The organism is Brevibacterium sp. LAARM3_SD1, from assembly GCF_057364765.1.
The window spans coordinates 42,065-68,086 of the sequence record NZ_JBNFOL010000014.1 but is presented as its reverse complement, the minus strand read 5'-3'; the positions used below and the strand labels follow the sequence as shown (position 1 = coordinate 68,086).

The 26,022-nt window shown below is 65.4% G+C and carries 23 protein-coding genes and 2 tRNA genes; 10 read left to right on the top strand and 15 right to left on the bottom strand.

Annotated elements, in window-relative coordinates; translation table 11 throughout:
- Positions 1 to 91: 91 nt before the first annotated feature.
- The 4 genes from AC2W7L_RS09935 (at position 92) to AC2W7L_RS09920 (ending at position 3,790) form a co-directional block, all read left to right on the top strand.
- Positions 92 to 808, top strand: coding sequence for an IclR family transcriptional regulator (locus AC2W7L_RS09935; RefSeq protein WP_025777351.1), 717 nt, complete (start codon positions 92 to 94; stop codon positions 806 to 808).
- A gap of 67 nt (positions 809 to 875) precedes the next feature.
- Complete coding sequence (locus AC2W7L_RS09930) at positions 876 to 1,634, top strand: DeoR/GlpR family DNA-binding transcription regulator (protein WP_486004326.1); 759 nt, start codon at positions 876 to 878, stop codon at positions 1,632 to 1,634.
- A gap of 149 nt (positions 1,635 to 1,783) precedes the next feature.
- Positions 1,784 to 3,481, top strand: coding sequence for a sodium:solute symporter family protein (locus AC2W7L_RS09925; RefSeq protein ID WP_486004325.1), 1,698 nt, complete (start codon positions 1,784 to 1,786; stop codon positions 3,479 to 3,481).
- Positions 3,482 to 3,496: 15 nt separating this feature from the next.
- Positions 3,497 to 3,790: a hypothetical protein gene (locus AC2W7L_RS09920; protein WP_486004324.1), complete on the top strand. Its 294-nt coding sequence runs from the start codon at positions 3,497 to 3,499 to the stop codon at positions 3,788 to 3,790.
- 73 nt (positions 3,791 to 3,863) lie between these two features.
- On the opposite strand, the gene AC2W7L_RS09915 is transcribed toward AC2W7L_RS09920, so the two are convergent.
- The 3 genes from AC2W7L_RS09915 to galT form a co-directional block, all read right to left on the bottom strand.
- Entirely contained in the window at positions 3,864 to 4,721 is an 858-nt protein-coding gene (locus AC2W7L_RS09915; RefSeq protein WP_486004323.1) for an alpha/beta fold hydrolase, read from the bottom strand.
- Between the two features lie 88 nt (positions 4,722 to 4,809).
- Positions 4,810 to 6,096 (bottom strand): galactokinase, encoded by a 1,287-nt coding sequence (locus AC2W7L_RS09910; RefSeq protein WP_486004322.1) that lies wholly within the window; start codon positions 6,094 to 6,096, stop codon positions 4,810 to 4,812.
- The gene (gene galT, locus AC2W7L_RS09905; RefSeq protein WP_486004321.1) at positions 6,093 to 7,322 is read right to left on the bottom strand and encodes a galactose-1-phosphate uridylyltransferase; all 1,230 of its coding nucleotides are present in this window, start codon (positions 7,320 to 7,322) and stop codon (positions 6,093 to 6,095) included. Before galT ends, AC2W7L_RS09910 begins: the two co-directional genes overlap by 4 nt.
- Positions 7,323 to 7,441: 119 nt before the next feature.
- Here galT and AC2W7L_RS09900 point away from each other — a divergent pair, with 119 nt between their 5' ends.
- The 3 genes from AC2W7L_RS09900 (at position 7,442) to AC2W7L_RS09890 (ending at position 9,943) form a co-directional block, all read left to right on the top strand.
- On the top strand, positions 7,442 to 8,506 hold the full coding sequence (locus AC2W7L_RS09900; protein WP_486004320.1) for an aldose 1-epimerase family protein: 1,065 nt from the start codon (positions 7,442 to 7,444) through the stop codon (positions 8,504 to 8,506).
- Positions 8,507 to 8,681: 175 nt separating this feature from the next.
- The gene (locus AC2W7L_RS09895) at positions 8,682 to 9,302 is read left to right on the top strand and encodes a DUF4282 domain-containing protein (protein ID WP_486004319.1); all 621 of its coding nucleotides are present in this window, start codon (positions 8,682 to 8,684) and stop codon (positions 9,300 to 9,302) included.
- A gap of 83 nt (positions 9,303 to 9,385) precedes the next feature.
- Positions 9,386 to 9,943 carry an alpha/beta fold hydrolase gene (locus AC2W7L_RS09890; protein ID WP_486004318.1) on the top strand — a complete coding sequence of 186 codons (558 nt, stop codon included), beginning with the start codon at positions 9,386 to 9,388 and terminating at the stop codon, positions 9,941 to 9,943.
- Positions 9,944 to 10,011: 68 nt separating this feature from the next.
- Here the strand turns inward: AC2W7L_RS09890 and AC2W7L_RS09885 are convergent.
- From AC2W7L_RS09885 to AC2W7L_RS09865, 5 genes are all read right to left on the bottom strand, one after another.
- Positions 10,012 to 10,084: transfer RNA gene (locus tag AC2W7L_RS09885), tRNA-Glu, on the bottom strand.
- Between the two features lie 38 nt (positions 10,085 to 10,122).
- A tRNA-Gln gene (locus AC2W7L_RS09880) sits at positions 10,123 to 10,194 on the bottom strand.
- 181 nt (positions 10,195 to 10,375) lie between these two features.
- Complete coding sequence (locus AC2W7L_RS09875) at positions 10,376 to 11,704, bottom strand: alpha/beta fold hydrolase (protein WP_486004317.1); 1,329 nt, start codon at positions 11,702 to 11,704, stop codon at positions 10,376 to 10,378.
- Between the two features lie 2 nt (positions 11,705 to 11,706).
- Positions 11,707 to 13,173: a glutamate--tRNA ligase gene (gene gltX / locus AC2W7L_RS09870; RefSeq protein ID WP_486004316.1), complete on the bottom strand. Its 1,467-nt coding sequence runs from the start codon at positions 13,171 to 13,173 to the stop codon at positions 11,707 to 11,709.
- A gap of 128 nt (positions 13,174 to 13,301) precedes the next feature.
- Positions 13,302 to 14,108 carry a fumarylacetoacetate hydrolase family protein gene (locus tag AC2W7L_RS09865; protein ID WP_167197584.1) on the bottom strand — a complete coding sequence of 269 codons (807 nt, stop codon included), beginning with the start codon at positions 14,106 to 14,108 and terminating at the stop codon, positions 13,302 to 13,304.
- Between the two features lie 83 nt (positions 14,109 to 14,191).
- Here AC2W7L_RS09865 and AC2W7L_RS09860 point away from each other — a divergent pair, with 83 nt between their 5' ends.
- The 3 genes from AC2W7L_RS09860 to AC2W7L_RS09850 all read left to right on the top strand — a co-directional run bounded on the left by AC2W7L_RS09860 (position 14,192) and on the right by AC2W7L_RS09850 (position 19,205).
- Complete coding sequence (locus AC2W7L_RS09860) at positions 14,192 to 17,056, top strand: ATP-dependent RNA helicase (RefSeq protein ID WP_486004315.1); 2,865 nt, start codon at positions 14,192 to 14,194, stop codon at positions 17,054 to 17,056.
- Between the two features lie 37 nt (positions 17,057 to 17,093).
- Entirely contained in the window at positions 17,094 to 18,059 is a 966-nt protein-coding gene (locus tag AC2W7L_RS09855; protein ID WP_486004314.1) for a 3-methyladenine DNA glycosylase, read from the top strand.
- A gap of 90 nt (positions 18,060 to 18,149) precedes the next feature.
- Positions 18,150 to 19,205, top strand: a complete 1,056-nt coding sequence (locus AC2W7L_RS09850) for a zinc-binding dehydrogenase (protein ID WP_486004313.1) — start codon at positions 18,150 to 18,152, stop codon at positions 19,203 to 19,205.
- A gap of 6 nt (positions 19,206 to 19,211) precedes the next feature.
- On the opposite strand, the gene AC2W7L_RS09845 is transcribed toward AC2W7L_RS09850, so the two are convergent.
- The 7 genes from AC2W7L_RS09845 to AC2W7L_RS09815 form a co-directional block, all read right to left on the bottom strand.
- A complete protein-coding gene (locus AC2W7L_RS09845) occupies positions 19,212 to 19,646 on the bottom strand; it encodes an HIT family protein (protein ID WP_486004312.1) in 435 nt (144 codons plus the stop codon).
- A gap of 51 nt (positions 19,647 to 19,697) precedes the next feature.
- The gene (locus AC2W7L_RS09840) at positions 19,698 to 20,276 is read right to left on the bottom strand and encodes a maltokinase N-terminal cap-like domain-containing protein (RefSeq protein ID WP_486004311.1); all 579 of its coding nucleotides are present in this window, start codon (positions 20,274 to 20,276) and stop codon (positions 19,698 to 19,700) included.
- 50 nt (positions 20,277 to 20,326) lie between these two features.
- Positions 20,327 to 21,112: an FAD-dependent thymidylate synthase gene (thyX, locus tag AC2W7L_RS09835; protein WP_486004310.1), complete on the bottom strand. Its 786-nt coding sequence runs from the start codon at positions 21,110 to 21,112 to the stop codon at positions 20,327 to 20,329.
- Positions 21,113 to 21,205: 93 nt separating this feature from the next.
- Positions 21,206 to 22,012, bottom strand: coding sequence for a Type 1 glutamine amidotransferase-like domain-containing protein (locus tag AC2W7L_RS09830; RefSeq protein WP_486004309.1), 807 nt, complete (start codon positions 22,010 to 22,012; stop codon positions 21,206 to 21,208).
- Positions 22,009 to 23,088 carry a lipoate-protein ligase small subunit gene (lplB, locus tag AC2W7L_RS09825; RefSeq protein WP_486004308.1) on the bottom strand — a complete coding sequence of 360 codons (1,080 nt, stop codon included), beginning with the start codon at positions 23,086 to 23,088 and terminating at the stop codon, positions 22,009 to 22,011. Before lplB ends, AC2W7L_RS09830 begins: the two co-directional genes overlap by 4 nt.
- 10 nt (positions 23,089 to 23,098) lie before the next feature.
- Positions 23,099 to 25,285 (bottom strand): prolyl oligopeptidase family serine peptidase, encoded by a 2,187-nt coding sequence (locus AC2W7L_RS09820; protein WP_486004307.1) that lies wholly within the window; start codon positions 25,283 to 25,285, stop codon positions 23,099 to 23,101.
- Positions 25,286 to 25,321: 36 nt separating this feature from the next.
- Positions 25,322 to 25,984 carry a GNAT family N-acetyltransferase gene (locus AC2W7L_RS09815; protein ID WP_486004306.1) on the bottom strand — a complete coding sequence of 221 codons (663 nt, stop codon included), beginning with the start codon at positions 25,982 to 25,984 and terminating at the stop codon, positions 25,322 to 25,324.
- Between the last annotated feature and the right edge of the window lie 38 nt (positions 25,985 to 26,022).

The window sequence follows — 26,022 nt, the reverse complement described above, 5'->3', positions numbered from 1 at the left end:
CGCACTGGAGTGAGTGCGTACTCGAAATCTACTCGCCCGTATCGCAATGCGAACTTGCATCTCGCCCACTGAGACGCGCACAATGGTGCCTATGACAAGCAATGGTAGCGGCGTCGGAGTCATCGACAAGGCCGCAATGGTTCTCTCCGCACTTGAGGCCGGACCCGCCTCTCTCGCCGAATTGGTGACGCTGACCGGACTGGCACGCCCCACTGCCCACCGCCTGGCTGTTGCCCTCGAATTCCACCGCATCGTCGGTCGTGATCTGCAGGGACGGTTCGTCCTCGGACCGCGTCTGGCCGAGCTGTCCTCGGCCGCCGGCGAGGATCGCCTGCTGGCCGCAGCCGGTCCCGTTCTGGGACAGCTGCGCGATCAGACGGGTGAGTCCGCTCAGCTCTTCCGCCGCCAGGGCGATCTGCGACTGTGCGTGGCCGCGGCCGAGCGTCCGGTTGGTCTGCGCGACTCCGTGCCGATCGGTGCGACCCTGTCGATGCGCGCCGGTTCCGCAGCTCAGGTGCTTCTTGCCTGGGAGGAGCCGGACCGCCTGCATACGGGTCTGCGCGGCGCGCGGTTCTCCGCCACCATGCTCTCCGGTGTCCGTCGCCGAGGATGGGCGCAGTCGATCGCCGAACGTGAGCGCGGCGTCGCCTCGGTGTCGGCTCCCGTGCGCGGGCCGAGCAATCGCGTGGTCGCGGCCGTCTCGATCTCCGGACCGGTGGACCGCCTGACTCGCCAGCCCGGTCGCCTGCATGCAAAGTCGGTCATCGATGCCGCGCGTGCACTGACCGAAGCACTCGTGCGCGGCTGAACGCAGCTGAACCATTCGCGGGCCCGGGAGATCTCTCTCCCGGGCCCGCTGTCTGTACTATGGCCCCATGATCGCCGCCCAGAGACGCAATATCATCGTCGACACGATCGAGAGAGACGGCGCCGTCTCCATCACCTCCCTGTCGGAGAAGCTCGACACTTCGGCCGTGACCATCCGCCGTGACCTCGACCAGCTCGCCGAGGAGGGCAGGCTCATCCGCACCCACGGCGGTGCCGTGCTTGCCTCGAGCGCGCGGGAGTCGAGCTATGCGGAGAAGCTCGAGCAGGCTCTGGCCGAGAAGACGGCGATCGCTCGCGCCGCTGCGGCGCAGGTGCGCAACGGCGATGTCGTCGCACTCGGGCCCGGGACGACGACCGAGCTGTTGGCCAAGGAGCTCGTCACGTGCTCAGGTCTGCGTGTGGTGACGAATTCGCTGCTCGTCGCCGAGGCCATGGTCTCCTCCCCCGACAATGAGGTCATCGTCGTCGGCGGACGGCTGCGCCATTCGATCCGGGCCTTCGTCGGCGGGGGCACGGTGTCTCAGCTGCTCAAACTGCGCGCCGATACCGTCTTCCTCTCCGGCAACGGCCTGGCCGCAGATTTCGGGCTGTCGACACCGGCGTTCCCCGTCGCCGATACGGATCGGGCGATGGCCGCCGGAGCCGGACGCGTCACCGCACTCGTCGATCACACGAAGGTCGGGCTCCGCTCGTCGGTGCTCACCGTCCCGACCGAGCAGATCCACCAGCTCATCACCGACTCGAAGAGCGAAGAATCCGAGCTCACGGCCCTGCGTGAGGCAGGCGTCGAGGTCGAGGTCGTCTGACCTGCCGACCAAACGATCAAAACTGTTCAGGTTCGATCACTAGCGATCAGGCTCACAATCCTCTAAAGTGTCCACTCGGGTGTCACACACCACAAGCATCCATGCATTGACGCATTTTGAAGCCATGCACTGACGCATATGGAGGAACCTTGGAAGCAATCCGCTTGGACGCACAGTGGATCGACTATCTGCTGATAGCGATCTACTTCATCTTCGTCCTCGGCATCGGGTGGTTCGCCAAACGCGGGATCTCCTCGAGCATCGAGTTCCTCCTCTCCGGACGGAGCCTCCCTGCATGGGTCACGGGTCTCGCGTTCGTCTCGGCCAACCTCGGCGCTGTCGAGATCATGGGCATGTCCGCTACGGGCGCCCAGTACGGCATGCCGACGATGCACTACTTCTGGATCGGCGCGGTCCCGGCGATGCTGTTCCTCGGTGTCGTGATGATGCCCTTCTACTACGGTTCGAAGGTCCGCTCTGTTCCGGAGTTCATGCGCAGACGCTTCGGCACGGGCGCTCACCTCGTCAACGCGCTGTCCTTCGCCGTCGCACAGCTGCTCATCGCCGGTGTCAACCTGTTCCTGCTGGGCACGATCGTCAACCGTCTGCTCGGCTGGCCGCTGTGGATCACGCTCATCGTCGCCGCCGCCATCGTCCTGTCCTACATCACCCTCGGCGGGCTGAGTGCGGCGATCTACAACGAAGTGCTGCAGTTCTTCGTCATCGTCGCAGCCCTTCTGCCGCTGACCCTCATCGGCCTCAACCGCGTCGGCGGCTGGGACGGACTGGTCGACAAGGTGAGCAATGACGGGATGCTCGGCGCCGAACAGCTGAGCAGCTGGCCCGGCGAACAGCTCTCCGGGTTCTCCAACCCCGTCCTCTCCGTCGTCGGCATCGTCTTCGGCCTCGGCTTCGTCCTCTCTTTCGGCTACTGGACGACGAACTTCGTCGAGGTCCAGCGCGCCATGGCTTCGAAGTCGATCAACGCCGCGCGCCTGACCCCGATCATCGGCGCCTTCCCGAAGATGCTCATCCCCTTCATCGTCGTCATCCCCGGCATGATCGCCGCGGTCCTCGTTCCGCAGATGACGCAGTTCAAGGAGATCTCGGCCAACATCGACGAGGCGACCGCGCTCGAACAGACGGGCGTGACATACAACGATGCGCTCCTGCTGCTCATGCGCGAAGTCCTGCCCAACGGCCTCCTCGGTGTGGCGATCGCCGGCCTCCTCGCCGCGTTCATGGCCGGCATGGCCGCGAACATCTCCGCCTTCAACACCGTCTTCAGCTACGACCTGTGGCAGCAGTACGTGGTCAAGGACCGCGAGGACGACTACTATCTGAAGATCGGCCGCTGGGCCACGATCGGCGCCTGCGTCGTCGCGATCTTCACGGCGCTCATCGCGGGCAACTTCTCCAACCTCATGGACTACCTGCAGACGCTGTTCGGCTTCTTCAACGCCCCGCTGTTCGCCACGTTCATCCTCGGCATGTTCTGGAAGCGGATGTCGGCGACCGCCGGTTGGGTCGGGCTCGTCGGCGGCACGCTGTCGGCCGTGTTCGTGTTCATCCTCGCCGAGACCGGCGTCCTCGATCTGCCCGGTCAGGGTGCCGCATTCCTCGCGGCCAGCACGGCGTTCGTCGTCGACATCGTCCTGTCCGTGATCGTCACCATGTTCACCACGCCGAAGCCCGCCGCGGAGCTGCGCGGACTCGTCTATACGGAGACCCCGAAGTCCGACTTCGAGGACCTCAGCGAACCGAAGCCGCCGTTCTGGAAGCGCCCCGTGCCCGTCGCGGGCGTCGCCCTGGTGCTCGTCATCATCCTCAACGTGACCTTCGGCTAAAGGAGCCAGAGACCCATGAGCAAATCCAACGAACTGACCAGGACCGCAGGCGCCTTCGACGTCCGCAACTTCATCGGTGCGCTGCTGGCGATCTTCGGCGTCATCCTCACGATCGCCGGAATCGTCGGCTTCACTCCCGACGAGGCCGAACGCACCGGCGGGGTCGATGCGAACCTGTGGACCGGCATCGGCCTCATCATCGCCGCAGCCGTCTTCCTCATCTGGGCGAAGCTGCGCCCGATCCGCATCGCCGAGACTCCCGACGAAAGTACGGACACCGGCACCGAGGCAGCCCCCGGCACGAACTGATCCCCTGAGTCCGCGCGGGGTCGGCTGATTCCCTATGCTCGCGCGGGGTCGGGTCAGAGTCCTGCCATCGCGCTCAGAGTCGCGACATCGCCGCGACAACCTCGGGGATGTCCGCGACCGGCACGGCCCTCGATCCGTTCTCGAGGACGAGGAGTCGGGCACCTGGAATTTCCCGGACGATCGCTTCTCCATTGCCCACGGGGAAGAACGGATCGAGTCGCCCGTGCACGACCAGCGTCGGCAGGATCAGCTGAGGCAGACGTTCCCGCCAGCGGGGTCGGCAGTCGAGGCGGGAGAACACCATTCCGAGCTGATCAGCCAGATGCGTCTCCGGGTTCGAGTCCTGCGTCCGCTCCCAGATCCGCACAGCGACATCGCGGGCCGCTATAGGGTCGTCACTGAGGATTCGTGCGCCCTCAGCCATGAAGTCGGCCGCCTCGTCGACGTCCGTCCAATCCGGCTGCGGCAGGGAGAAGAGCGGCCCCATCGTGGCCTCATCATGATCGGGCAGGTCATCGTCGACGGGTCCGGGAGCGACCGGGCGGGTCCCGATGAGCGTGAGCGCCGAGAACGCATCCGGATGGTCGAGAGCAGCGACCTGCGCGACCATTCCGCTGATGCCGATACCGGCCAGATGGGCGGGTCGCTCGTCGAAGGCCCGAGCGAGTGCGGCCGCATCGGCGGCGAGGTCTCGCAGAGTGTAATCCGGTGACTCGAGGTCACCGTGGCTCGAGTCACCGGCATCACGGAGGTCGCAGCGCACAACGTGGCGTCCTTGCTCTGCCAGCTGCTCGCATAGGGAGTCGGGCCAGGACAGCATCGTCGGTGCCCCGAGGCAGAGAACCAGCGGCGCATCCGGTTCACCAAACTCGTCGACGCCGAGGCTCACTCCATTGACCTCGCAGATGTCCATACCGCTCCCCCGCCTCATCGCGTCTCCATCGACCGCCGACTCGACCGCGGCCGGCTTCGGTTCAAGCATGAACCGCTGGGGTTCGGAGAGTCAACGGTGGATCAGCTCAGTCGAACCGGGCGGCGCCCCCGCCTGCACTGACGGCGAAGATGTCCGGTTCCCTAAAGCCGTGTTCGGCGAATGCTGCGGTGACGGCGTCCCCGACCATGTCGACCTGGTCTGCGTGGATGAGCGCGATCCCCGAGCCGCCGAAGCCGCCGCCGATCATCCGCGCCCCGAGCGCCCCGGCTCCCATCGCGGCCGCTACTGCCACGTCCAGTTCGACGCAGGAGACCTCATAGTCGTGTGCCAATGATTCGTGGGAGGCCACCAACAGGTCGCCGATGGCGCGGATGCGCGCGTCATGGTCGTCGCCGGCTGAGCGTTCGTTGTCTTCGAGCAGTTCGACGGCGGCGCGGACGCGCGCGTTTTCGGCGATGACGTGTCGCACGCGCTTGCGCTGTTCATCGGTCAGCTCGCTCAGGTCGACGTCATCGGCGAGTTCCCGCAGGCTGTCGACGCCGAAGATCGCGGCGGATTCCTCGCAGGTCTTCCGCCTCGCCCCATACCCGCTCTCACTGTGCGAGTGCGAGACCTTCGAGTCGATGACGAGGAGTCTGAGTCCCTCGGCATCGAGGTCGAAGGGAATCTGGCGGGCGCTGAGGTCCCGGCAGTCGAGGAAGAGTGCATACCCGGCCTCGGTCATGATCGACGCGGCCTGGTCGACGATCCCCGTCGGCGCACCGACGAAGTCGTTCTCGGCCCGCTGAGTCAGCAGCACCTTCTCCCGGTCGTCGAGACCGAGGTCGAACACCTCGTCGAGGGCGATGAGCACCGCGACTTCGAGAGCGTGCGATGACGACAGTCCGGCGCCGACGGGCACCGTGGACTCGATATAGAGATCAACTCCGCCGAGGATCGTTCCGGTCGTTTTGGCGATCTCATCGACGACGCCCGCGGCGTGGCTCAGCCAGCCGGGCAGGGTACCGGGCACGAGTTCCGCGGCCGTGAACTGGCCGGACAGGCGCTGCCCGGTTTCATCGCGATGATCAGAGACGATGCGGATGCTCTCCCCGCCCCGAGGCGGCTCTACAGTTCCCGTCCCCACGACGTCGTCCTCGCCTCGTCCTTCAGAGCTGCCCTCGGGTCGCTGACCGATGGCGACGTACACGGCCCGGTCGATGGCGATGGGCAGGACGAACCCGAGGTTGTAGTCCGTGTGTTCGCCGATGACGTTGACACGTCCGGGCGCACGGAAGGAGCCGAGCGGACGGTACCCGAACAGGGCCTCGAACTCTTCGGTGAGATGATCGGGGGTCGGGGCCGCCACGGTCGTCGACGTCTCGGCGCTCATCGTCGATCCCCTTCCGTCGCGGTCGCGGCGCTGTTCGCGGTCACTGAGCTGCTCGCACTCGCGGTCACGGCCACCTCGGCGACGGGTTCCAGGGTCACCGCACGCAGCCTGGCTGCGGTCTCTTCGGCGGAGACGTCACCGACGAAAGCGCCCATGGCGGCCTCCGACCCGGCGAGGAACTTCAGTTTGTTCTCAGCTCTCCTCGGGCTCGTGATCTCGAGGTGGAGCCATTCGGCGCGACGGTCGGCGCTGTTGACCGGCGCCTGGTGCCAGGCCGCGATATACGGTGTAGGACTCGGGTAGAGGCCGTCGATGCGCTGCAGCACTTCCGGGTAGACGCGGGCCAGGTCGTCGCGTTCGGTCTCGTCGAGTTCGTCGACGCTTCCGACCTGGCGGTGCGGCACGATGTGGACTTCGATCGGCCAGCGGGCCGCGAAGGGCACGAAGGCGGAGAAGTGATCGGTTTCGAGGATCATCCGCTCCCCTGCCTCACGCTCGAAGGCGAGCACGTCGCCGAGCAGCGATCGCCCGGTCCGGCGCAGGTGATCGTGCGCTCGTGCCGAGGTGATCGCGGTGTGCGGGGTGACATAGGGGTAAGCATAGATCTGTCCGTGCGGGTGATTCATCGTCACCCCGATCTCCTCCCCGCGGTTCTCGAACATGAAGACCTGCTCAATGCCAGGCAGGGCGGAGAGTTCGGCGGTCCGGTCGGCCCAGGCGTCGATGACCGTGCGGGCGCGTGCGGTGCCGAGCCCGGCGAAGGAGCCGGTGTGCTCAGAGGAGAAGACGACGACTTCGCAGCGGCCGAATCCGGGTCCCGACAACGCAGAGCTCACGGTGTCGGCGGAGTCGGCGGCCGCCTCGGCGAAGGTCTCGTCCACCGCCTGATACGACGGAACGTCACCGGGGCCGGGGCCGAGTGAGGGGAAGCGATTCTCGAAGACGGCGACGTCGAAGTATGCGGCCGGGATCTCCGTGGGACGGTCCGGTGTCGACGGGCACAGCGGACATTCGGCGGCGGCCGGCAGGTGGGTGCGCGTCTGCCGGTGTGTGGCAACGGCGACCCATTCGCCGGTGAGGACGTCGAAGCGCAGGATGCCGCTGTCGGGTCGCGATTCGTTGGGCCGGGGGTCGGCGGCGATCGTCGGTGCAGGTGAATCGTGGTCCTGGAAGAACAGGATCTCGCGACCATCGGACAGGTTCGCCCTTTGATGCGACGCTGGCATCAGACCTCCCAAAAGTTATCATTTTCGATCATAATGCTAACATCTGGCGGCTCGGATAGGCACGGACAGAGTAGAATATCCGCAACCGTTCCTCCCGCTCACGAGCCCCCTGGAGACCCATGACCGCCACCATCGAACTCGCATGTGACGAGTCAGCGGCTGTCATCTCCCCCATCGGCGCGAGCCTGGTTCGCTTCAGCGTCGGCGATCGTCCGGTCGTGGTGCCGATGAACGCCTTCGACGGTGCCGTGCTCGCCCCGTGGCCGAATCGGATCGATGGGGGTCGTTTCGATTTTGCCGGCGCCAGCCATCAGCTGCCGATCACCGAGCCCGAGCTGGGTAATGCTCTGCACGGTCTCGTCGCCGATGTCGAGTGGTCCGTGGTCGAGCGCACAGAGTCGACGGTCAGTCTCGAATACACGTTGGAGGCGACGGAGGGGTATCCGTTCGAGTTCGCCCTGCAGGTCGATTTCGAACTCACCGAGGCGGAGCTGCGCATGCGTGCACGTGCCCTCAACACGGGGTCCGGTCCCGCCCCGTTCGGTTTCGGTTTTCATCCGTGGCTCTCGGCTGGCGCATCTGCCGAAGATGCCGGCGGCCCGGAACATGACTGCCTTGTAGATGAGGCGCAGCTCGTCATTCCCGCCGCACATTGGCATGAGACGAATGAGCGGCTGATCCCCACGGCCGTTCGTCCTTTCGATGACGGTACGGCGGTCCCTGCCGATCACGTCTCCGATGATTCCGCATGCATGGTGTGTAAGGACTTCCGGGCATTGCGTCTGATCGGCGGAACGGTCCTCGATGACGCTTTCGGGCAACCTCGGCGCGGTGACGACGGGTGGTCGCGGGCACGGTTGAAGGGCACAGATCTGCGCGAGGTCGTCGTTGGAATGGGGCCCGGTTTCCGAACCTGGCAGACATGCACGGGTGACGGGCTCGACGAGGATCTGGCGCGGCGGGCGATTGCGATCGAGCCGATGACGTGTCCGCCGAATGCCTTCGCCGCGGGCGAGGCAGGCGTTGACTTCGATGTCGTCGACCCAGGTGACGAGCTTGCTGTGGGGTGGAGCATCGCCCTCACCGGCGTCGACGGCGAAGCTTCCGGCTCGAGTGCGGCTGAGGCTGAGAACGTCCCAGCAGGTTCCGACGGATCTTCGACAGCCCCTGAGGCAGCCGACTGAACGGGCACACTGAGCCGACTGGCCGAGTCTGCAAGCCGAGTTGCTGCTTCAGCATTCCTCCCACAATGACAGTCGCCCTGCCACGAGTCCGCGCATCCTGATAGGTTGCGACTACAGGCAGATATCAGGCGAGCGTGCCCTGCTTGGGGTGCGTTCCTTTCTCGAGAGGGACACAATGTCGACACCGCAGAACCCGAACGACCCCAACAGCAACGCGTCTGAGCACAACCTCGACGGCCAGAACTCAGCAGCGGGAGACCAGCCGAAGGATCCTCAGTCCGCTCAGCCCACCTACCAACAGGGCACCTATGATCCCAACGCCTATCAGGCACAGGGGCAGCAGTACGCGCAGCCCGGCGCCTATCAGCAGGATCCCTATCAGCAGGGCGCCTACTCCCAGGGAGCGGCGCAGCAGCAGGCTTACGGTCAGCCAGCATACGGTCAGGCACCTCAGCAGGCCGGGTTCTTCAAGTCGCTGTTCGACATCCGCTTTGACAACTTCATCGCCGTGAAGTGGGCGGGCTTCATCTACATCATCGCGATCGTGGTCGCGGCCCTGTCCTATCTCGGCACCATCGTCGCCGGAATCACCACGGGAATCGCCGCCGGTGCGACCTCAGGCTACTTCAACGACGGACCGAGCTTCAGCGTGCTGCCGCTGATCCTCTCGATCGTCTTCGGCTGGATCATTCCGGCGCTGTGGGTCATCGGCGTCCGTCTCGTGCTCGAGCTCATCGTCTCCAACATCAAGACGGCTGAGCACACGAAGCGCATCGCCGATTCCGTCTCACGCTGAACCCGATTCCACGCAAACATCCGACTGACGACTCAACCACGTCGGGAAAGTCTGGACTGGTCCTGTGACAAGGAAGTTCGCTGATGAGCGAGTATGTTGATTGGTTAAACGGGCATGACGAGCCAGTGGGTCTCACCGTGCTGCTGCCGGGGAGGAACTATCCCGCGACGATGCCGTTGCTGACCTTCGCGGGCCGAGCAGCCGTACAACACGGCTGGCACGTTCGTGCGGTGTCATGGGACGCGCCCGACCTCGACACTGAAGCCACCGTCGAATGGGTCGGGACACAACTGGCGGAGGCAGTCGGCGACTTCGAGGGTCGGGTCTTGGTCGTCGGGAAGTCGCTGGGCACTTGCGGGGCCGCCTATGCCGCCGCGCGAGACTATGAGGCCATATGGCTGACTCCCCTGCTCCATCTGCCGCAGGTGGTCCAGGCGATGTCTGACAACACAAACCGGCAGATGCTCATCGGCGGCACAGACGACCCAGCATGGAATCCTGACGCAGCGCGCTCAACCGGGGCTACGATCACCCAGATCGATGACGCCGATCATGGAATGTTCACTGACGACGCAGTGCGATCTGCGGAGATACATGTCGAAGTGACGCGTGAGATCAGCCGGTGGCTCGGAAACACATAGGTACTGCCACTCGAACGCCTGTGAATTAGAGTGAGCCCCGCACCGAAATTCGATGCGGGGCTCAACCGTACCCCCGAGCAGATTCGAACTGCCGTTACCGCCTTGAGAGGGCGGCGTCCTAGGCCACTAGACGACGGGGGCTCAGAACAACACTCCTGGACTGATCCAGACTGTGTCCGCTGGGCTACCAGGACTTGAACCTAGACTAAATGAACCAGAATCACTCGTGCTGCCAATTACACCATAGCCCAATGTTTTTCAAGGCATTCCCCGTGGAGAATTCCCTGAGCAACGAGATATAACTCTACACAAGCACACCGCCTCACGACAAATCCGAGAGCCTCATTTTCGGTGTGATCTCCTTAACACAACAGGCTGACCGAGACCGGCCCGCCGACAGGCTCAATTCTCCCCTGCCGACGAACCCCGGCCTCACCCGCGAGCGAGGCCTATGAGCCGGTCGAAGACCCTGTATCCGTCGGCGCGCAGACCATTGTGTTCGTACTCGTTCGTCACCCACGGCTGCACCCCTGACAGATGCTCGGCCGTGGCCAGCGAATACTCCACCGGCACGTAGGCGTCCTCGAAATACACTGCCGCAGCACCGCGCACCGAGGCGGCCCGCAGAGCGTCGACATCGTAGAGACCGGGCCACTGACGTGCGGCAACGAGCTCGGCCACCTCGGCGAAGGGCTCAAGCTCCGGATCCTCGTGCAGCGACTCAGGCCCGGCGTGCTCACCGGCCAGCAGAGTCGGGTCCGCACGGACGGCATCGGGCATCGCCCGCCTGGCCGCCCAGTTCGTCACCGAGCCGTCGGCCCAGCAGGATTCGTGGATGACCGCATACAGCGGATTGCGTCCCGAGAACGGCAGGGACGCAGCGAGGTCATGCCGGAACGCCGCCGAGCCGAAATCGTGGTCGAGCAGATAGTGCAGCTTCTCCGGACCGTCGGAGGACCCGAGGAAGTGCCCGAGCAGACGGATCCGCTCCGGCGTCGCCCGTGCTCCCCCGGGCAGGGCGAGACCCTCACCGACGGACGCGAGCTCGACGAGCCTGCGCATCTTCTCGAGGTCGCCGGGGAAGGCCGTGTAGTACTGCTCGGACTTGCGGATCATCCCCTCCCACGTCCGTCCGTAGACGGTCGCCGGGTCGCGGCCGATCGCCGGCAGACCGCCGGTGAAGAACACCTCGTGCAGAGCGCTCGAATGCGCGGAGATATAGCGCAACGTCGTGAATCCGCCGAAGGACTGCCCCAGCAGGGACCACGTCTCCGCGCCGAGGTGGCCGCGCAGGATCTCCGCGTCCTCGACGATCGAATCGGCCCGGAAGTAGGACAGCGCCTCGGCGATCGCGACCGGGTCTTCCCCCACCGACTCGAGGCCGGTGATGGCCCCTTCGACGGACCCGATCGGGTTCGACTTCCCGGTGCCGCGCTGGTCGAGCATGACGACCTGGAACTCCTCGAGAGCACGCTTCACCCACCCTCTGGGGCCGCCGACGATGCCCGGACGCGGAGCTTCCACGCCGGGCCCGCCCTGCAGGTACACGAGGTAGGGCTTCCGGCTGTCCGCCTCGGTGGCGATGATCCGGGCAAACACGTCGATCGTGTCCGGCAGATCCACCTTCCCCGAGGCGGCTGACGCGGCGCTCTCCCCCGCCGAGGCGGCGTCCCCCGATCGTCCGAAATGGTCGAAGGGCACGGTGATCGTCACGTCTTCGAAGTGCAGTCCCCCGCGGGTCCAGCTCGATTGCTCGACCATGGTCACAGCTGTGCCGCGAGTGCCTTGAGGCGCTTCAGCGAGGAGTCCTTGCCGAGGATCTCCATCGATTCGAACAGCGGCGGGGAGACCTTGCGGCCGGACACAGCCACGCGCAGCGGACCGTAGGCCAGGCGCGGTTTGATCTCCATCTCGTCGACGAGCTTGGCTGAGAGCACCTCTTCGAGCTTCGCCGTCGTCCATTCCTCGAGTACTTCGAGGACCTCGATGGAAGCGGCAAGAACGTCGGGCGCGGAGTCCTTGAGCGTCTTCAGTCCGTCCTCGGCCATGACGAGGTCGTCATCGGAGGTGAAGAGGAACGCGAGCAGGTCGGGAGCCTCTCCGAGCAGCTTCATGCGGGTCTGCACGAGCGGAGCCGCCTCGTCGAGGATCCGCAGCTGAGCCTCCGTCGGAGACTCCGGGAGCACCTCGGCGGCCTGGAGGTACGGCACCAGACGGTCACGGAAGTCGCCGAGCTCGAGGAGGCGGATGTGGTCGGCGTTGATGGCGGTGGCCTTCTTCACGTCGAAGCGGGCCGGGTTGGGCAGGACATCGTGGATGTCGAAGGCTTCGGTGAATTCCTTGACGCTGAAGATGTCGCGGTCGGGTCCGATGGACCAGCCGAGCAGTCCGAGGTAGTTGATGAGTCCCTCGGGGATGAACCCGTTCTCGCGGTGGAGGAACAGGTTCGATTCGGGGTCGCGCTTCGACAGCTTCTTGTTGCCCTCACCCATGACGTAGGGCAGGTGGCCGAACTCAGGGGTCGCCTCGGCGATGCCGATGGCCTTGAGGTGTTCGTAGAGAGCGATCTGACGCGGGGTCGAGGACAGGATGTCCTCGCCGCGGAGCACATGGGTGATACCCATGAGCGCGTCGTCGACGGGGTTGACCAGGGTGTACAGCGGCTGGCCATTGGCACGAACGACGACGAAGTCGGGAACAGTGCCGGCCTTGAAGGTGATGTCGCCGCGCACGAGGTCGGTGAAGGTGATGTCCTCATCGGGCATGCGCACGCGCCACACGGGTTCGCGACCCTCGGCGCGGAAGGCAGCCTTCTGCTCGTCGGTGAGGTCGCGGTCGTACCCGTCGTAGCCGAGTTTGGGGTCACGGCCCGCAGCCTTGTGGCGGGCCTCGACCTCCTCGTTGGTGGAGTAGGACTCGTAGATGTGGCCGCCGGCCTTGAGCTTCTCGATGACGTCAGCGTAGATCTCACCGCGCTGCGACTGGCGGTAGGGTCCGTTGTCGCCGCCGACCTCGATGCCTTCGTCCCAGTCCAGGCCCAGCCATTTGAGCGCCTCGACGACCTGGCCGAAGCTCTCCTCGGAGTCACGTGCCGCGTCGGTGTCTTCGATGCGGAAGACGAACTTGCCGCCGGTGTGCTTGGCGTAGGCCCAGTTGAACAGGGCCGTGCGGACCATGCCGACGTGCGGGGTGCCGGTGGGTGATGGGCAGAAACGAACTTTGACGCTCACGATTGTCCTTTGCGTGATCTTCTCGGGTGTGAGTCTGTGGTGTGCGCGGTGGCGCGGTTGGTGCGGTGGCGCCGGTGGCACCGGGTGGTGTGGTGGCGCTGGATGCGATCGCCGAGGCGGCGGTCGGCTCAGGCGTCCATGACCGGGTTCGACAGGACGCCGAGCCCTTCGATGGCGATGTCGACGCGATTGCCGGACACGATCTGGCCGACCCCTTCCGGGGTTCCGGTGAGGATGACATCGCCGGGCAGCAGGGTGATGGTCTCGGACAGGTGCTCGATGATGGTCGGGATATCGAAGATGAAGTCGGCGGTGGTGCCGTCCTGTTTGAGTTCACCGTCGACCCAGGACCGGATGTTCAGGTCGTCGACGTCGAGTTCGGTTTCGATCCAGGGACCCAGCGGGGCCGAGGTGTCGAAGCCCTTCGCCCGAGTCCACTGCTTGTCGGACTTCTGGAGGTCGCGCAGAGTGACATCGTTGCTCGCGGTATAGCCGAGGACATGGTCAAAGGCGTTCTCCGCCTTCACACCCTTGGCCACACGGCCGATGACGACGGCGAGTTCGGCCTCATAGGAGACGTATTCGCTGATCGCTGGCAGGCGGATGGGGTCACCGGGGCCGATGACCGAGGTGTTCGGTTTGAAGAAGGTCACCGGGGTCACGGGAACCTCGTTGCCGAGTTCTGCTGCGTGTGCGGCGAAGTTGCGGCCCACGCCGATGACCTTCGAGCGCGGCAGGATGGGGCTGACCAGACGCACGTCGTCGATCTTCAGCCTCTCCCCTGTCGATTGGGCCGGAGAGAAGAAGGGGTCCGAGTCGAGGACGGCGAGTTCGAGTCCCGACGTGTCCCAGTTGCCGTCGGTGATCGGCGGCACTTCACCTTCGACGACTCCGTATTTGGGTTCGTCCTGATGTACAAATCTGGCGATACGCATGTGCCCCAGTCTAGTCAGTGCGGGCCGCCGTTCGCGCGTCGGTGCTCGTCGGCGTCGCGACGTCGACCTGCGAGACTTGTGTCATGCCCGATCCGCACCTCCCGTACACCTTCGATCTCGCCCGCATTGGGGCCGGATTGCCTGCCGCCGCGCTCATTGATGAGCTGAACCTCGCCGAGGCGGCTCCCTCCCCGAGGTTGGTCGTGGAGGCTCCTCCCGGTACCGGCAAGACCACCGTGGTGCCGCCGATGATCGCCGAGTACTTGGCTGGTGCTGTCGGGTCAGCTGGCACGACCGGGTCGGCTGGCGCAGCCGGCGGCACCGGCTCAGCCGAATCCCCGAGCCGCATCATCGTCACCCAACCCCGCCGGATGGCTGCCCGCGCCGCGGCCAGGCGGCTCGCGTCGTTGACGGGGACCCGCCTCGGCGAGGTGGTGGGTTTCACCGTTCGCGGTGAGTCGCGGACCTCGGCTGCGACTCGGATCGAATTCGTCACCACGGGTGTGCTCCTGTCCCGACTGTTGCGCGATCCTGAGCTGTCCGGCGTCGCCGGGGTCATCCTCGACGAGGTGCATGAGCGGCAGTTGGATACGGATCTCGCGTTCGCGATGTGCCGGGAGTTGGCGGATCTGCGTGAGGATCTGTCGGTGGTCGTCATGTCCGCGACCTTGGATGCGCAGCTGTGGGCCGCGCGCCTCGGGGACGGGCCGCAGGCGCCGGCGAACCTGCTGTCGGTGGCCGCAGATGCTCATCCTTTGGAGGTCCGCTGGGCGCCGGCGAAGGAGCGACCGCTCGATGCGCGGGGTGTGACCTGGAATTTCCTTGATCACCTGGCCGCGGTGACGGTGCGTGCCATGGAGGAGCATGCCACCGGGGATGTGCTCGTCTTCGCACCCGGTGCGCGCGAGGTCGACGAGGTGGCATTCCGGGTGCGCCGTCGAATTGGGTCGAGCGCGGATGTGAAGGCAGGCACGAGCGGGGACGCGAGCGCGGCCGGCGGTTCGAATGCTGCAACGGTCGAGGTGCACACGCTGACGGGGCGGACGCCTGCGAAGGAACAGGACGCGATCCTTCGGCCGCGGACGGACAGTGGACGGAACCGGCGGGTCATCGTCTCGACGTCGGTCGCCGAATCGGCACTGACCATCGACGGTGTGCGCATCGTCGTCGACTCCGGACTCTCCCGGGGACCCCGCCTGGATACAAGGCGGCACATGTCCGGGCTGGTGACGATGCGGGAGTCGAAGGCCTCCGGCACACAGCGCTCCGGTCGAGCCGCCAGGCAGGGACCGGGTGTTGCGTATCGGTGCATGTCAGAGGCGGATTGGGCGAGTCTGCCCGAGCACACTCCTCCCGAGGTCGCGACCTCCGATCTCACTTCCGCGGTCCTCGCGCTGGCTGTCTGGGGCGGAGACGAGAGCCTGCTGCCCGATCCTCTGCCGGCTGGTCCGAAGCGGCAGGCAGTCGACAATCTTGTGGCGTTGGGTGCTGTGGAAGTGGCAGCGGTATCAGACGACGCAGGAACCGAGCTCCCAATCTCAGCCCTCCACGTCACCGCAACGGGGCGGACGATCGCGAGGATTCCGGCCTCGGTGTGGTCGGCACGTGGCCTCCTCGACGGGGCTGACCTGCTCTCTCCTGCTCGTGCGGCCGAGGCGATCGCCGTCATCGAGTCCGATCAGAGGGCTCCCGGCGCCGACCTCTTCGCTCTGCTGCGCCAGTTGAGACGCAGCAGAGATGCTCGATTCATTCAGGACCGCAGGCGGTTTGCGTCGACCGCTCGCGAATTCGCCTCGGAGAGCGAAGGCGAGAGCACCGGCAGCGGAACTCGCAGTGGAGGTGACGTCGCCGGCCACAGCGGAACTGCTGCCGACGAATCCACCCGCGTCTCCGGCACATCGCTCACTCCCGAGGACCTCGGCCTCGTCACCTCGTTGTCGTATCCGCTGCAGATCGCGCGGCTGCGCAGCGCCTCGGACTCCGAATACCTGCTGGCATCGGGCACCGCGGCGAGCCTTCCACGGGACTCGTCCCTGCAGGGCAGTCCATGGTTGGCCATCGCCGAGGTGGGGCTGTCCGGGTCGCGGGCAATCATCCGGTCAGCGGTTTCCATCGACGTCGACACCGCGGAACTCGCCGGCGCCGGACTGCTGCACACGGAAGAGACGGCGAGGTTCGAGAGCGGCAAGGTCCGTGCAGTTCGGCGCAGCCGCCTCGGCGGAATCGAGCTCTCGTCCACCCCGATTCAGGCCGGCCCCGAGCTCGCCCGCCGCGCCATCGCCGAATCAGTGCGCGAGCGGGGAGCCCGCGAGGTTCTGCGTCCGTCCGAGGCTTTCGAATCGCTGCGGGCCAGACTCGGTCTCCTCCGCGCGGTCTTCGGCGAACCGTGGCCGGAGGTGACGTGGGAGCACCTGTCGGTCACGCTCGATCAGTGGTGTCCGGAGGCGCTCGACCGGATCGCGAAGGGCTCCGACCCTGCCCGCGTGGATCTCACATCTGCGCTGCGCACTCTGTTGCCATGGCCCGAAGCGGCCCGGCTCGATGAGTTGGCCCCGACCCATATTGAGGTGCCCAGCGGATCCGCGATCCGTCTCGAGTACCCGGATCCCGATCTCGTCGACCCAGGCACCACTTCCGACTCGGACGACGAGGCGACGGCCGCACCCGAGCGCACCGAGATCCCGAGCCCGATCCTCGCGGTCAAACTCCAGGAGTGCTTCGGCTGGACCGATGTGCCTCGCGTCTGCGACGGGCGGGTGCCGGTCACGATGCATCTGCTCTCCCCCGCGCGCAGGCCGTTGGCGGTGACCAGCGATCTGGCATCATTCTGGGCCAACGCGTATGCCCATGTCAGAGCCGAGAATCGGGGCCGCTACCCGAAGCATCCGTGGCCGGAGGATCCGCTGACCGCGCCTGCTGCGAAGGGCACGAAGCGCTCAGGGCGCTGAGCTGGAGCCCGACTCGACGGTCTGGGACAATGGTGCGGTGACTTCCGCGCCCTCCACGACTCCCGCCCCGCACGGGGCGGGGACCGAGCGTACCGACACATCGTCGGGCCGCCTCGGTGACGGTGTGGTTCCTGCCTCCCATTGGCGCGAGTTGCGCGACGGGCACGAGCAGCGGATCGCTGAGCGCACCGATGCGCATATCGAGCGGCGGATGCGGCAGGAGAGCCATCCGGTCGAGGATTTTCTCTTCACCTATTACCCGTTCAAGGTCGGGCAACTGAAGAAATGGCACCCCGGTCCGGGTGTGCGCGTCGAACTCGCCGAGGCGGCCGATCGCCGGTATTTCGACCGACGCTGGTATCGCGTCGACGATCATCGGAACGTCGCCGAGGTGGACCTCGAGTCCTGGCGCGCGGACCGTGGGGATGGGGCGAAGTTCATAGCCTCCCTGCTGACGTCGACGTTGAACCGGGAGGCGAATTTCGGGTGTTTCGGCATCCACGAGTGGGCGATGGTCTACCGGCTCACCGACGAGCATCGTCGGCATCAGCAGGTGCCGCTGCGGCTGAGTCCGGCCGAGACCGATGCCGTCGTCGAAGGCCACCGCATCCAGTGTTCGCATCATGACGCGTTCCGTTTCTTCACCGAGCCGGCCCGGCCGCTCAACACTCTGCAGCCGAGCCGCGATGGCATGATCAGCAACGAGCAGCCAGGGTGTCTGCATGCGGGGATGGACCTGTACAAGTGGGCGATGAAGATCTCGCCGATCGCGGACTCGGACCTCGTCGTCGACTGCTTCGATCTGGCTCTCGATATCCGCACTCTGGATATGGAGGCCTCCCCCTACGACTTGCGCGGATGGGGCTACGGTGTCGTGGCCATCGAGACCGCTGCGGGCAAGGCCGAGTACATGGAACGGCAGAAGGAGTTCTCCGGCAGGGCGCAGTCGCTGCGTCGTCGGCTGCTCGATGCCTTGGCTGTCGCCGGAGTCCATCCGCGCTGACGTGTCGGCGGCTGCCGGCCCGCCACGACGTTCCTGCCACAGAGCGGACACACGCGTACTGTGCAGGTCGCGGGTCTTATGATCGAGAGTATGCGTGCCGTCGTCTTCGATCAGTTCTCTGTCCGCCCTCAGCTGCAGGAGATCTCTGCACCTGCTGCCCCCGATGCGGGCGTCGTCATCGACGTCGAGGCCACCGGGGTGTGCCGCAGCGATCATCACGCGTGGGCCGGCCACGACTCGACCATCACCCTGCCCCATGTTCCCGGGCATGAGCTGGTGGGTCGGGTCGCCTCGGCGGGGGTCGGGGTAGAGAAATTCCAGGTTGGGCAGCGAGTGACCGTACCGTTCGTGTGCGGGTGCGGGACGTGCCGGTGGTGCGACTCGGGCAATGCGCAGGTCTGCCCCGATCAGACGCAGCCGGGGTTCACTCATTTCGGGTCATGGGCGGATCAGGTCGTTATTCACAATGCCGATGCGAATCTCGTAGCTGTGCCCGAGGAGCTGCCTGCCGCGGCGGTAGTCGGGCTCGGGTGCCGGTTCGCGACGGCCTTCCACGGTCTGCGCGTGCGAGCTCGACTTGCTGCGGACGAGACGGTTGCCGTGTTCGGCTGCGGCGGCGTGGGGCTGTCGGCGATCATGATCGCCCGGGCCCTGGGCGCTCGGGTAATCGCCGTCGACGTCAGCGATGCGGCTCTGGGATCCGCCCGAAAGTTCGGTGCCGAACGATGCGTCAATGCCAGCAGTCTTGACTCGGCCGAACTCAGCGCCGAGGTGGTCGCACAGTTCGCGTCGACCGGTCCCGATGGGGTGTCGGTGACCGTCGACGCTCTGGGTCGGGAGGACACGATCCGGGCGGCGATCGGTGCTCTGGCACCGTTGGGACGGCATGTGCAGATCGGTCTGCTGCCCGCCGAGCCGGTCGTCGATCTGCCGCGCGTGATCGCTCTCGAGCTCAGTGTGCTCGGCTCGCACGGAATGGCCGCGGCCGAGTACCCGGAGCTCGTGGACCTGGTCGTCCAGGGGCGGCTGCGCCCGCAGGACCTCGTCGCCAACGTCATCGGACTCGACGAGGCACCCGCGGCGATGGAGGCGATGGGCTCTCCCGCCGCCTCGGCAGGGATGACGATCATCGACCTGGGGCGCTAATGCCCATCACCCTTCGCCGAGTGACTCCCGCATACCCGTGGCGAGGGAATCGATGAGGTCCTGATCCCCGCGGACACCAGGTTGGAATGGCAGCCGCAGGTGGTCTTTGTTCTTGTCCCGGTAGCGCGGAATGACGTGCATGTGGAAGTGGAAGACTGTCTGCCACGCATCGGCACCGCAGCAGTTGAGGAGGTTGACGCCGTCCGCTCCCCACGCCGAATAGGCGTGCTTGGCGATGCGCTGAGACTCGAGCGTCACCGCCGTCAGATCGTCAGCCGGGATGTCCCGCAGATCCGTGCTGTGACGTTTCGGCACGACGAGCAGATGCCCGTCCGATCCCGGCTGGATGTCCATGAATGCGAACGTCGATTCGGTCTCGGCGATCGGCGCACTCGGCGCCTCACCTGTGATGATCTGGCAGAAGATGCAGTCGCTGCTCATCAGATCCGATTCCTCCCTCACCGTGAGTGGGCTGGTGTTCTGCTGCGCCTCTCAGACCATGATGGCGAGGACGACGTTCGTATCCTGGCTGTCCCAGCGGCCCAGCAGCAGACCGGCGTCGGACTTCTCCGCCGGCGACTCGGGAGACAGGCGGTAGAGGATCTCGACGTCTCCTGCACCTGGCAGCGGCCCAGTTCCGAAGGCGTGAGCCACATCGGTGATCTCTTCGCCCCGGTTGCCCTCATCGTCGACGCGGTACTGCTTCGCAGCCGTTGACGCTGTGGCGATGGTGTGGTCGAGGCGCTGCCGGAACAGCGGGTCACCCATGCCGGCGTAGACCCACCGCTTGCCGAGCACCGAGTGCTCCATATTCGCCACGAAGGCCTGGTCGGCGCCCTCGAGCGGTGCACCGCGGTAGGTCAGCGGCACCTGCAGCAGCTGGTCGCCGCTGCGCACAATGTGGATCTCGATGCCGACCTCACCGGCGGGGTCATCGAAACGGTATGCGGTGACGGCTTCGAGCGGGTTCGCCTCGAGGTCGAGCTCGGTGGCCCAATCCTGTTCGGCCACCCAGTCGGTGACGACGTCGAGCTTGCCAGGGTTGAGCTGAGCTGCGTAGATATCTGCCATGGCGGTTCCTCCTGAGAACTGGGTGACGACGGTCTCAGGTGCTGCTGGTGTCAGGCCTTCCGAGTGCCGGGGATCCATTCTCCGTCGACGACTTCATAGTCGGCGAAGACGGCCGGAGCCTCTTCGCGCATGACTTCACCGATCTTGTTGAAGATGAGGCGGATCTCCTCTTCGGCACCCTTCGCGGTGCGCATCTCGATGACGTGGCGCAGTGAGCGGAGGTTCGCGGTGTAGACGATGCCGGTGGCCAGGCCCTCGGGGGCGAAGCGGCGCATGAACGAGGTCATGTGCTTCTTGTGCGAGAACTTCGTGCCTTCCTCGTCGAGCTCGAAGTGCTCGGCCATCCACTTCTGGTGCTCCTCGAGGGTGTCGAGGACCTTGAGGCTGCGTTCCATGAGCTCGGGATCTTCCCGCGCCCACTCCGGGAACCAGAACGGAATGTCGGAGAGACGGACGTAGCGCAGCGATTCCTGCGAGAACGCCGATCCTGCACGGTGACGGATGAGTTCGTGGGTGAGCACGCGTGAGACGTTGTGGAGGACGAAGGTGAAGTTCGCGTGTTCGAGCACGGATCCGTGCTGGGACTTCACGACGTTGCCGAGGTACTGCGCGGAATCGGTGCGCACGCGCGAGACGTTCGGGTTGAGTCCCGGCTCCCACGAGCGATAGCACATGCGTCCGGAGAACTCGAGGAGATCCTCGGCGTCCGGGGATTCGGCCTCTTCGACACGGTCCGCCCAGGAGGTTCCGCCCACCCCGTCGAGGTAAGTCCTCATCGCTTCCCAATCGATACTGGGCTTGGCGAGCAGTTCAACGGACGGTTCGACCTGGCGCATGGCTCTCCTAGTGAAGGGGACGTGATTGATTCCCAATCCTACAGACAGCTCGACTCGTTTCGTTGATGGGTCCGCGCCGAAATTCTGTTCGTCTCAGCCCTGTTGGCTGGAGGCCTCGAAGCGTCCATGTTCGTCGAGGTTCCGTAAGCTTCCGCCCGCATCGACGACATAGGCCGCGGCATCCGCAGATTCCACCATCACCGAGGTGGCCACGCCGTCCACGTAGACGACCGCGGCATGGTCATCGATGGCGATCCCCGGTGCGGGCAGGCTCCCATCCGTGATCCAGCCGAGGAATGATTCCTCCCGCCCTGGTTCTCCGTGGAAGTGCGGGCAGGAACTCCCCCGCAGAAACCCGAGCCCGTCGCTCAACGGTGCCAGCGGACCGAACGAATCCGTCGAAGAGGCGTCGAACCAGCAGTTCGCACCGGCACTGATCCCGGCGAGGATCGTGCCGCCGGCAGCCGCCTTCCTCATCAGATCGTCGACTCCATGCCGACGCCAGAGGCTGAGCAGGTTCGCTGTCGAGCCGCCGCCGACATAGATGAGGTCCATGTCGAGCAGCATCGCCGGATCCTGATAGTCCCACGGACTCTGTCCGAACAGGGAGAGGACGTGGGTCTGTGCTCGACCGTCGAAAGCCGCTTCGAACCTCTCGATGTAGTCACGGCTGTCGCCGGAGGCGGTGGGGACGAAGCAGACTCGCGGAAGCCCGGATGCGGCACCTCGCCCACTCACATCTGCGGAAGTCGATCGACCTCTGTCCGCGGACGTCCGCCGCCTCGCCATCAGCAGAAGTTCGTCGTCAATGGCCGAGTTCCCGGTTTCGGACATCGAGAACCCACCGCCGCCGAGAGCCACGATCGTGCCCCGGAAAGCGGTGGGTTCGGAGGCGTTCACGCCACCCGGTGCGTCCACTTCTCGGTCCCGAATTTCTCGTCGACGAGTTCCTGCGCCCGCTTGAGCTCCTCCGGGGTGTAGGTGCCAAAGGTGGCCCCATATCGGCTGGCGAAGGTGTCGGCCATGACATCGATGATGTCCTTGCGTGCCTCACCGGTCTGGCTCCGCAGCGGATCGACGCGCTTCTTCGCACTCGCCACGCCCTTGTCGGAGATCTTTGCTTCGCCGATGCGCAGAACTTCGACCATCTTGTCCGCGTCGATGTCATAGCTCATCGTCGCGTGGTGGAGCAGTGTGCCGTCGCGCATCCGCTTCTGTGCGGCACCGCCGATCTTGCCGCCGGTCGAGGAGATGTCATTGATCGGTTTGTAGAACGCCTCCACCCCGAGGGTCTTCAGAGCCGCGAGCACCCACTGGTCGAGGAACACGTACGACTCCTCGTAGTCGAGACCGGCGACGAGGGCAGGCGGGACGAACATCGAATAGGTGATGCAGTTGCCGCCCTCCATGAACATGGCTCCGCCGCCGGAGATGCGACGTACGACCTGAACCTCGTGCTTGTCCACACCTTCGGGCCGCAGCTCGTTGACGTAGGACTGGAAGGCACCGATGACGGTGGCCGTGTCCTCCCACTCCCAGAACCGCAGCGTCGGCTGGCGACGACCTGCCGCGACCTCTTCGAGCAGAACCTGATCGAGCGCGACATTGAGCTGAGTGGGCAGCACCTCGCCGCGGATGACCTGCCAGTCGAAGTCGGTGAAGTTCGCTGCCGAACCCAAAGCGCGACGCACGACCGTGGCGATGTCGGCAGTGGAGAACCCGTGCATCGCCAGTTCTGAACCGTAGCCGGCCAAGGCCTCGTCGAGGCGGCCGCGCAGTGTCGCATTGTCGGCGTTGACGCTGGCGCCGACGAGGGCCGGTGCGAGGTCGAAGTAGGCTTCTTCGGGTTCGAGGAAGAAGTCACCGGAGATCTTCAACTCGGTGATGGTCTTACCGTCGGAGGTCACATCGGCGACGACGAGTTTGCCGCCGATGACCTTGTATTCGCCGTGGAAGTGCTGCGTCTCGTTCGTCATGTCTCCCAACCTACTCTCCTGTCAGTGCGTTCCACATGAACCGGTAGCTCAGGGCCCGGGTGAACGCGGTCTGCTCATTGTCCGAAGCGGCGGAATGTCCGCCTTCGGTGTCTTCGAAGAACCACACGTTCTCAATTCCCTGAGCCTGCATCCGGGCCGCCATCTTCCGGGCCTGTACAGGTCCCACCCGGTCATCCGAGGTCGCCGTCCAGAACAGCACCGGCGGATAGTCCTGCCTGTCTTCGAGGAGATGGTAGGGCGAGAATTCCTTGATGAACGCCCAGTCCTCGGCCACGTCCGGGTCACCGTATTCGGCTTTCCACGAATAGCCGGCGCTCAGCTTCGTGTATCGGGCCATGTCCAGCAGCGGAACTCCGCAGGAGACCGCGCCGAAGAGCTCGGGATACTGGGTGAGCATATTGCCGACCAGCAGGCCCCCATTCGATCCGCCGGCGCAGGCGAGAGTCTTCGGGCTCGTCACTCCGCGAGCGATGAGATCGTGCGCCACGGCCGAATGGTCTTCATAGCAGCGCATCCGGTTCTCCCGCATAGCGGAGGTGTGCCACTCGGGTCCGTATTCGCCACCGCCGCGGATGTTCGCCAGCACGTAGACGCCTCGGCGGCCTTCTGGGAGGGTGCTTCCGGTGGTGCTCCGACTCAGCCAGCCGATGCCCACGACGGGTGAGTATCCGGGAGTGCGGCTGACTTCGAATCCGCCGTAGCCGTCGAGCAGTGTGGGATTGTCACCGTCGAGCATGAGGCCCTCGGCCCCGATCTGGAAGTACGGGATCTTCGTTCCGTCGGCGCTGGTGGCGAAGTGCTGCTGAACGCTCAGTCCTTCGGCGTCGAACATCGCCGGTGCCGATTTGATCACCTCTGTTGTGGGTTCAGCCGAGTCCGTTCCCAAGGTTCCGTAAGACAGGGTCGAGGGAGTGAGGAAGCCGGTGCTGACCATCCAGAAGTCGTTGGCGGTGGCCGGATCGAACTTGTCGACCGCGCCGAGGCCGACCATGTGATTGGCAGGAACACCGGGCAGGGTGGATTCGACGAAGTCGTTGCCCAAATCGAGGACTGTGAGCTTCGACTGCACGTCGGCGAGCAGCTCGAGCACGAGGTAGTCGCGTGTGAAGGTGAAGGACTGCAGCGAGGTGTGGGCATCCGGGGTGAAGATCACGCGCGGAGTGATCTCGCCTGCCTTGACCGCGTCGATATCGGCGATGGCAAGGCCGCCGGCTGCCACCTCGGTGGTGGCGGACTTCCACGTCGACTGGGGACGGAAGAGCACGAGGTCGCGTTCGAAGCCGACCTCGACGTCGGTGGGGACGTCTACTCGGTTGAGTGCGTCGGCCCACTTCGTCGGTTCGGTGGAGAGCGAACCGTCTGCGGCCGTGATGTCGTCGAGGTCGAGGAAGCTCATCGTCGAATTGAAGAAGTCGATGGCATCGACGATGACGGCGCGATCGGGGGTTTCGGCGTCGGGCCGGATATCGCTGCCGACGAAGATCGCCACATGGTCACGGGGCACTTCGGCGACGATCGGGGCGTCGTCGAGGCTCTGGCCTCGGCGGAGGGCTCTGGCTTGGCGTGGATACGACGAGGTCGTCAATGAGTCGGCGTCGGTTTCGGTGGCGACGAGCACGGTGTCATCGTCAAGCCAGGCCAGCCGCGTCTTGGCTGCGGGGATGTCGAAGCCACCGGCGACGAAGGCGCGGTCGTCGAGGTCGAATTCGCGGACTCGGTGCGAGTCGCCTCCATCCGGGGACAGGAGGACGAGTGCGCGCCGATTGTCGCTGCGGCGCACCATCGCACCTGACCAGACCCAGGCGGTGTCTTCGTCTGCGGCCAGTTCGTCGAGGTCGAGCAGCACCTCCCAGTCGGGTGCGGCAGTGCGGTAGCTGTCCCAGGTGGTGCGTCGCCACAGGCCCTTCGGGTTCGTCTGATCCCGCCAGAAGTTATAGAAGTGGTCCCCACGTTTGGTGACCATCGGAATGCGGTCGTCGGAGTCGAGCGCGGTGCGCAGATCACCGGAGATGTCGTCGAAGAGGTCGTCGTGGAATCGCTCGAGGGTCTTCGCGTTCTGGTTCTTCACCCAGGCGATCTGCTCCTCGCCATAGATGTCTTCGAGCCAGAGGTTTTCGTCGTCGGGCAGATCGGCGCTCGTCGTCGGGGCCGTCGCTGGGGAGTCTTCTTCACGCATGGCCCCATCCTAGTGACCGCCACTGACGTGGGTGCCTCACCGTGGGCTGCGGAACATGACCAGGCCGGGCTGCCCGTTGGGAGCTTCGGGGCCATGGCCGAGCTCGGTGAAGCCGAGTCTCTCGTAGAGCCGTCGTGCCGGGCTGTCGATGTCGTCGGTCTGCAGCCAGCAGCCGTACTGTCCGACCTCCCCGATCCACGCTTCGAGAGTTCGCCGGCCCAAGCCTCGATCGCGCTGTTTCGGTTCACGGGCGAGCAGATTGAGGGCAAAGGTCGATTCGAGTTCGGTCGAAGCCTCGCCGAGGCGGCTCTGCAGTTCGAATGCCCACGGATACTTCTGTTCTTCCCATTTCCAATGGTGGCCGTAGGCGAATGAGCTCAGCCGTCCGTCGGGCTGGGCCCGTGTCAACGTCATGAGGACCTGTCCGTTGCGGACGGAGATGTCGTAGACATCGGCAAACATCGCCGCGAACCGGGGGTCCTCGTTCAGCGGTGGTTCAGCGGCAGCCGCGCCGTAGAGCGCTTCGATCTCGCTGCGGGGAGGGAGGACTCCGGAGATCCCCGGGCCCGAGGGCACGCCCCGCCACAATGGGCCCAGCCCATTGAGCATTCCCCACACGATTTCGACCGCTGGGCCGTCTGCTGGGACGGAGCGTGCAAGGAAGTCACCGGGCGACGGCTGCCCGTTGAGGTCGTTCATAACTATCACCATAATCCTGCGATGGATCAGGCAGTTGA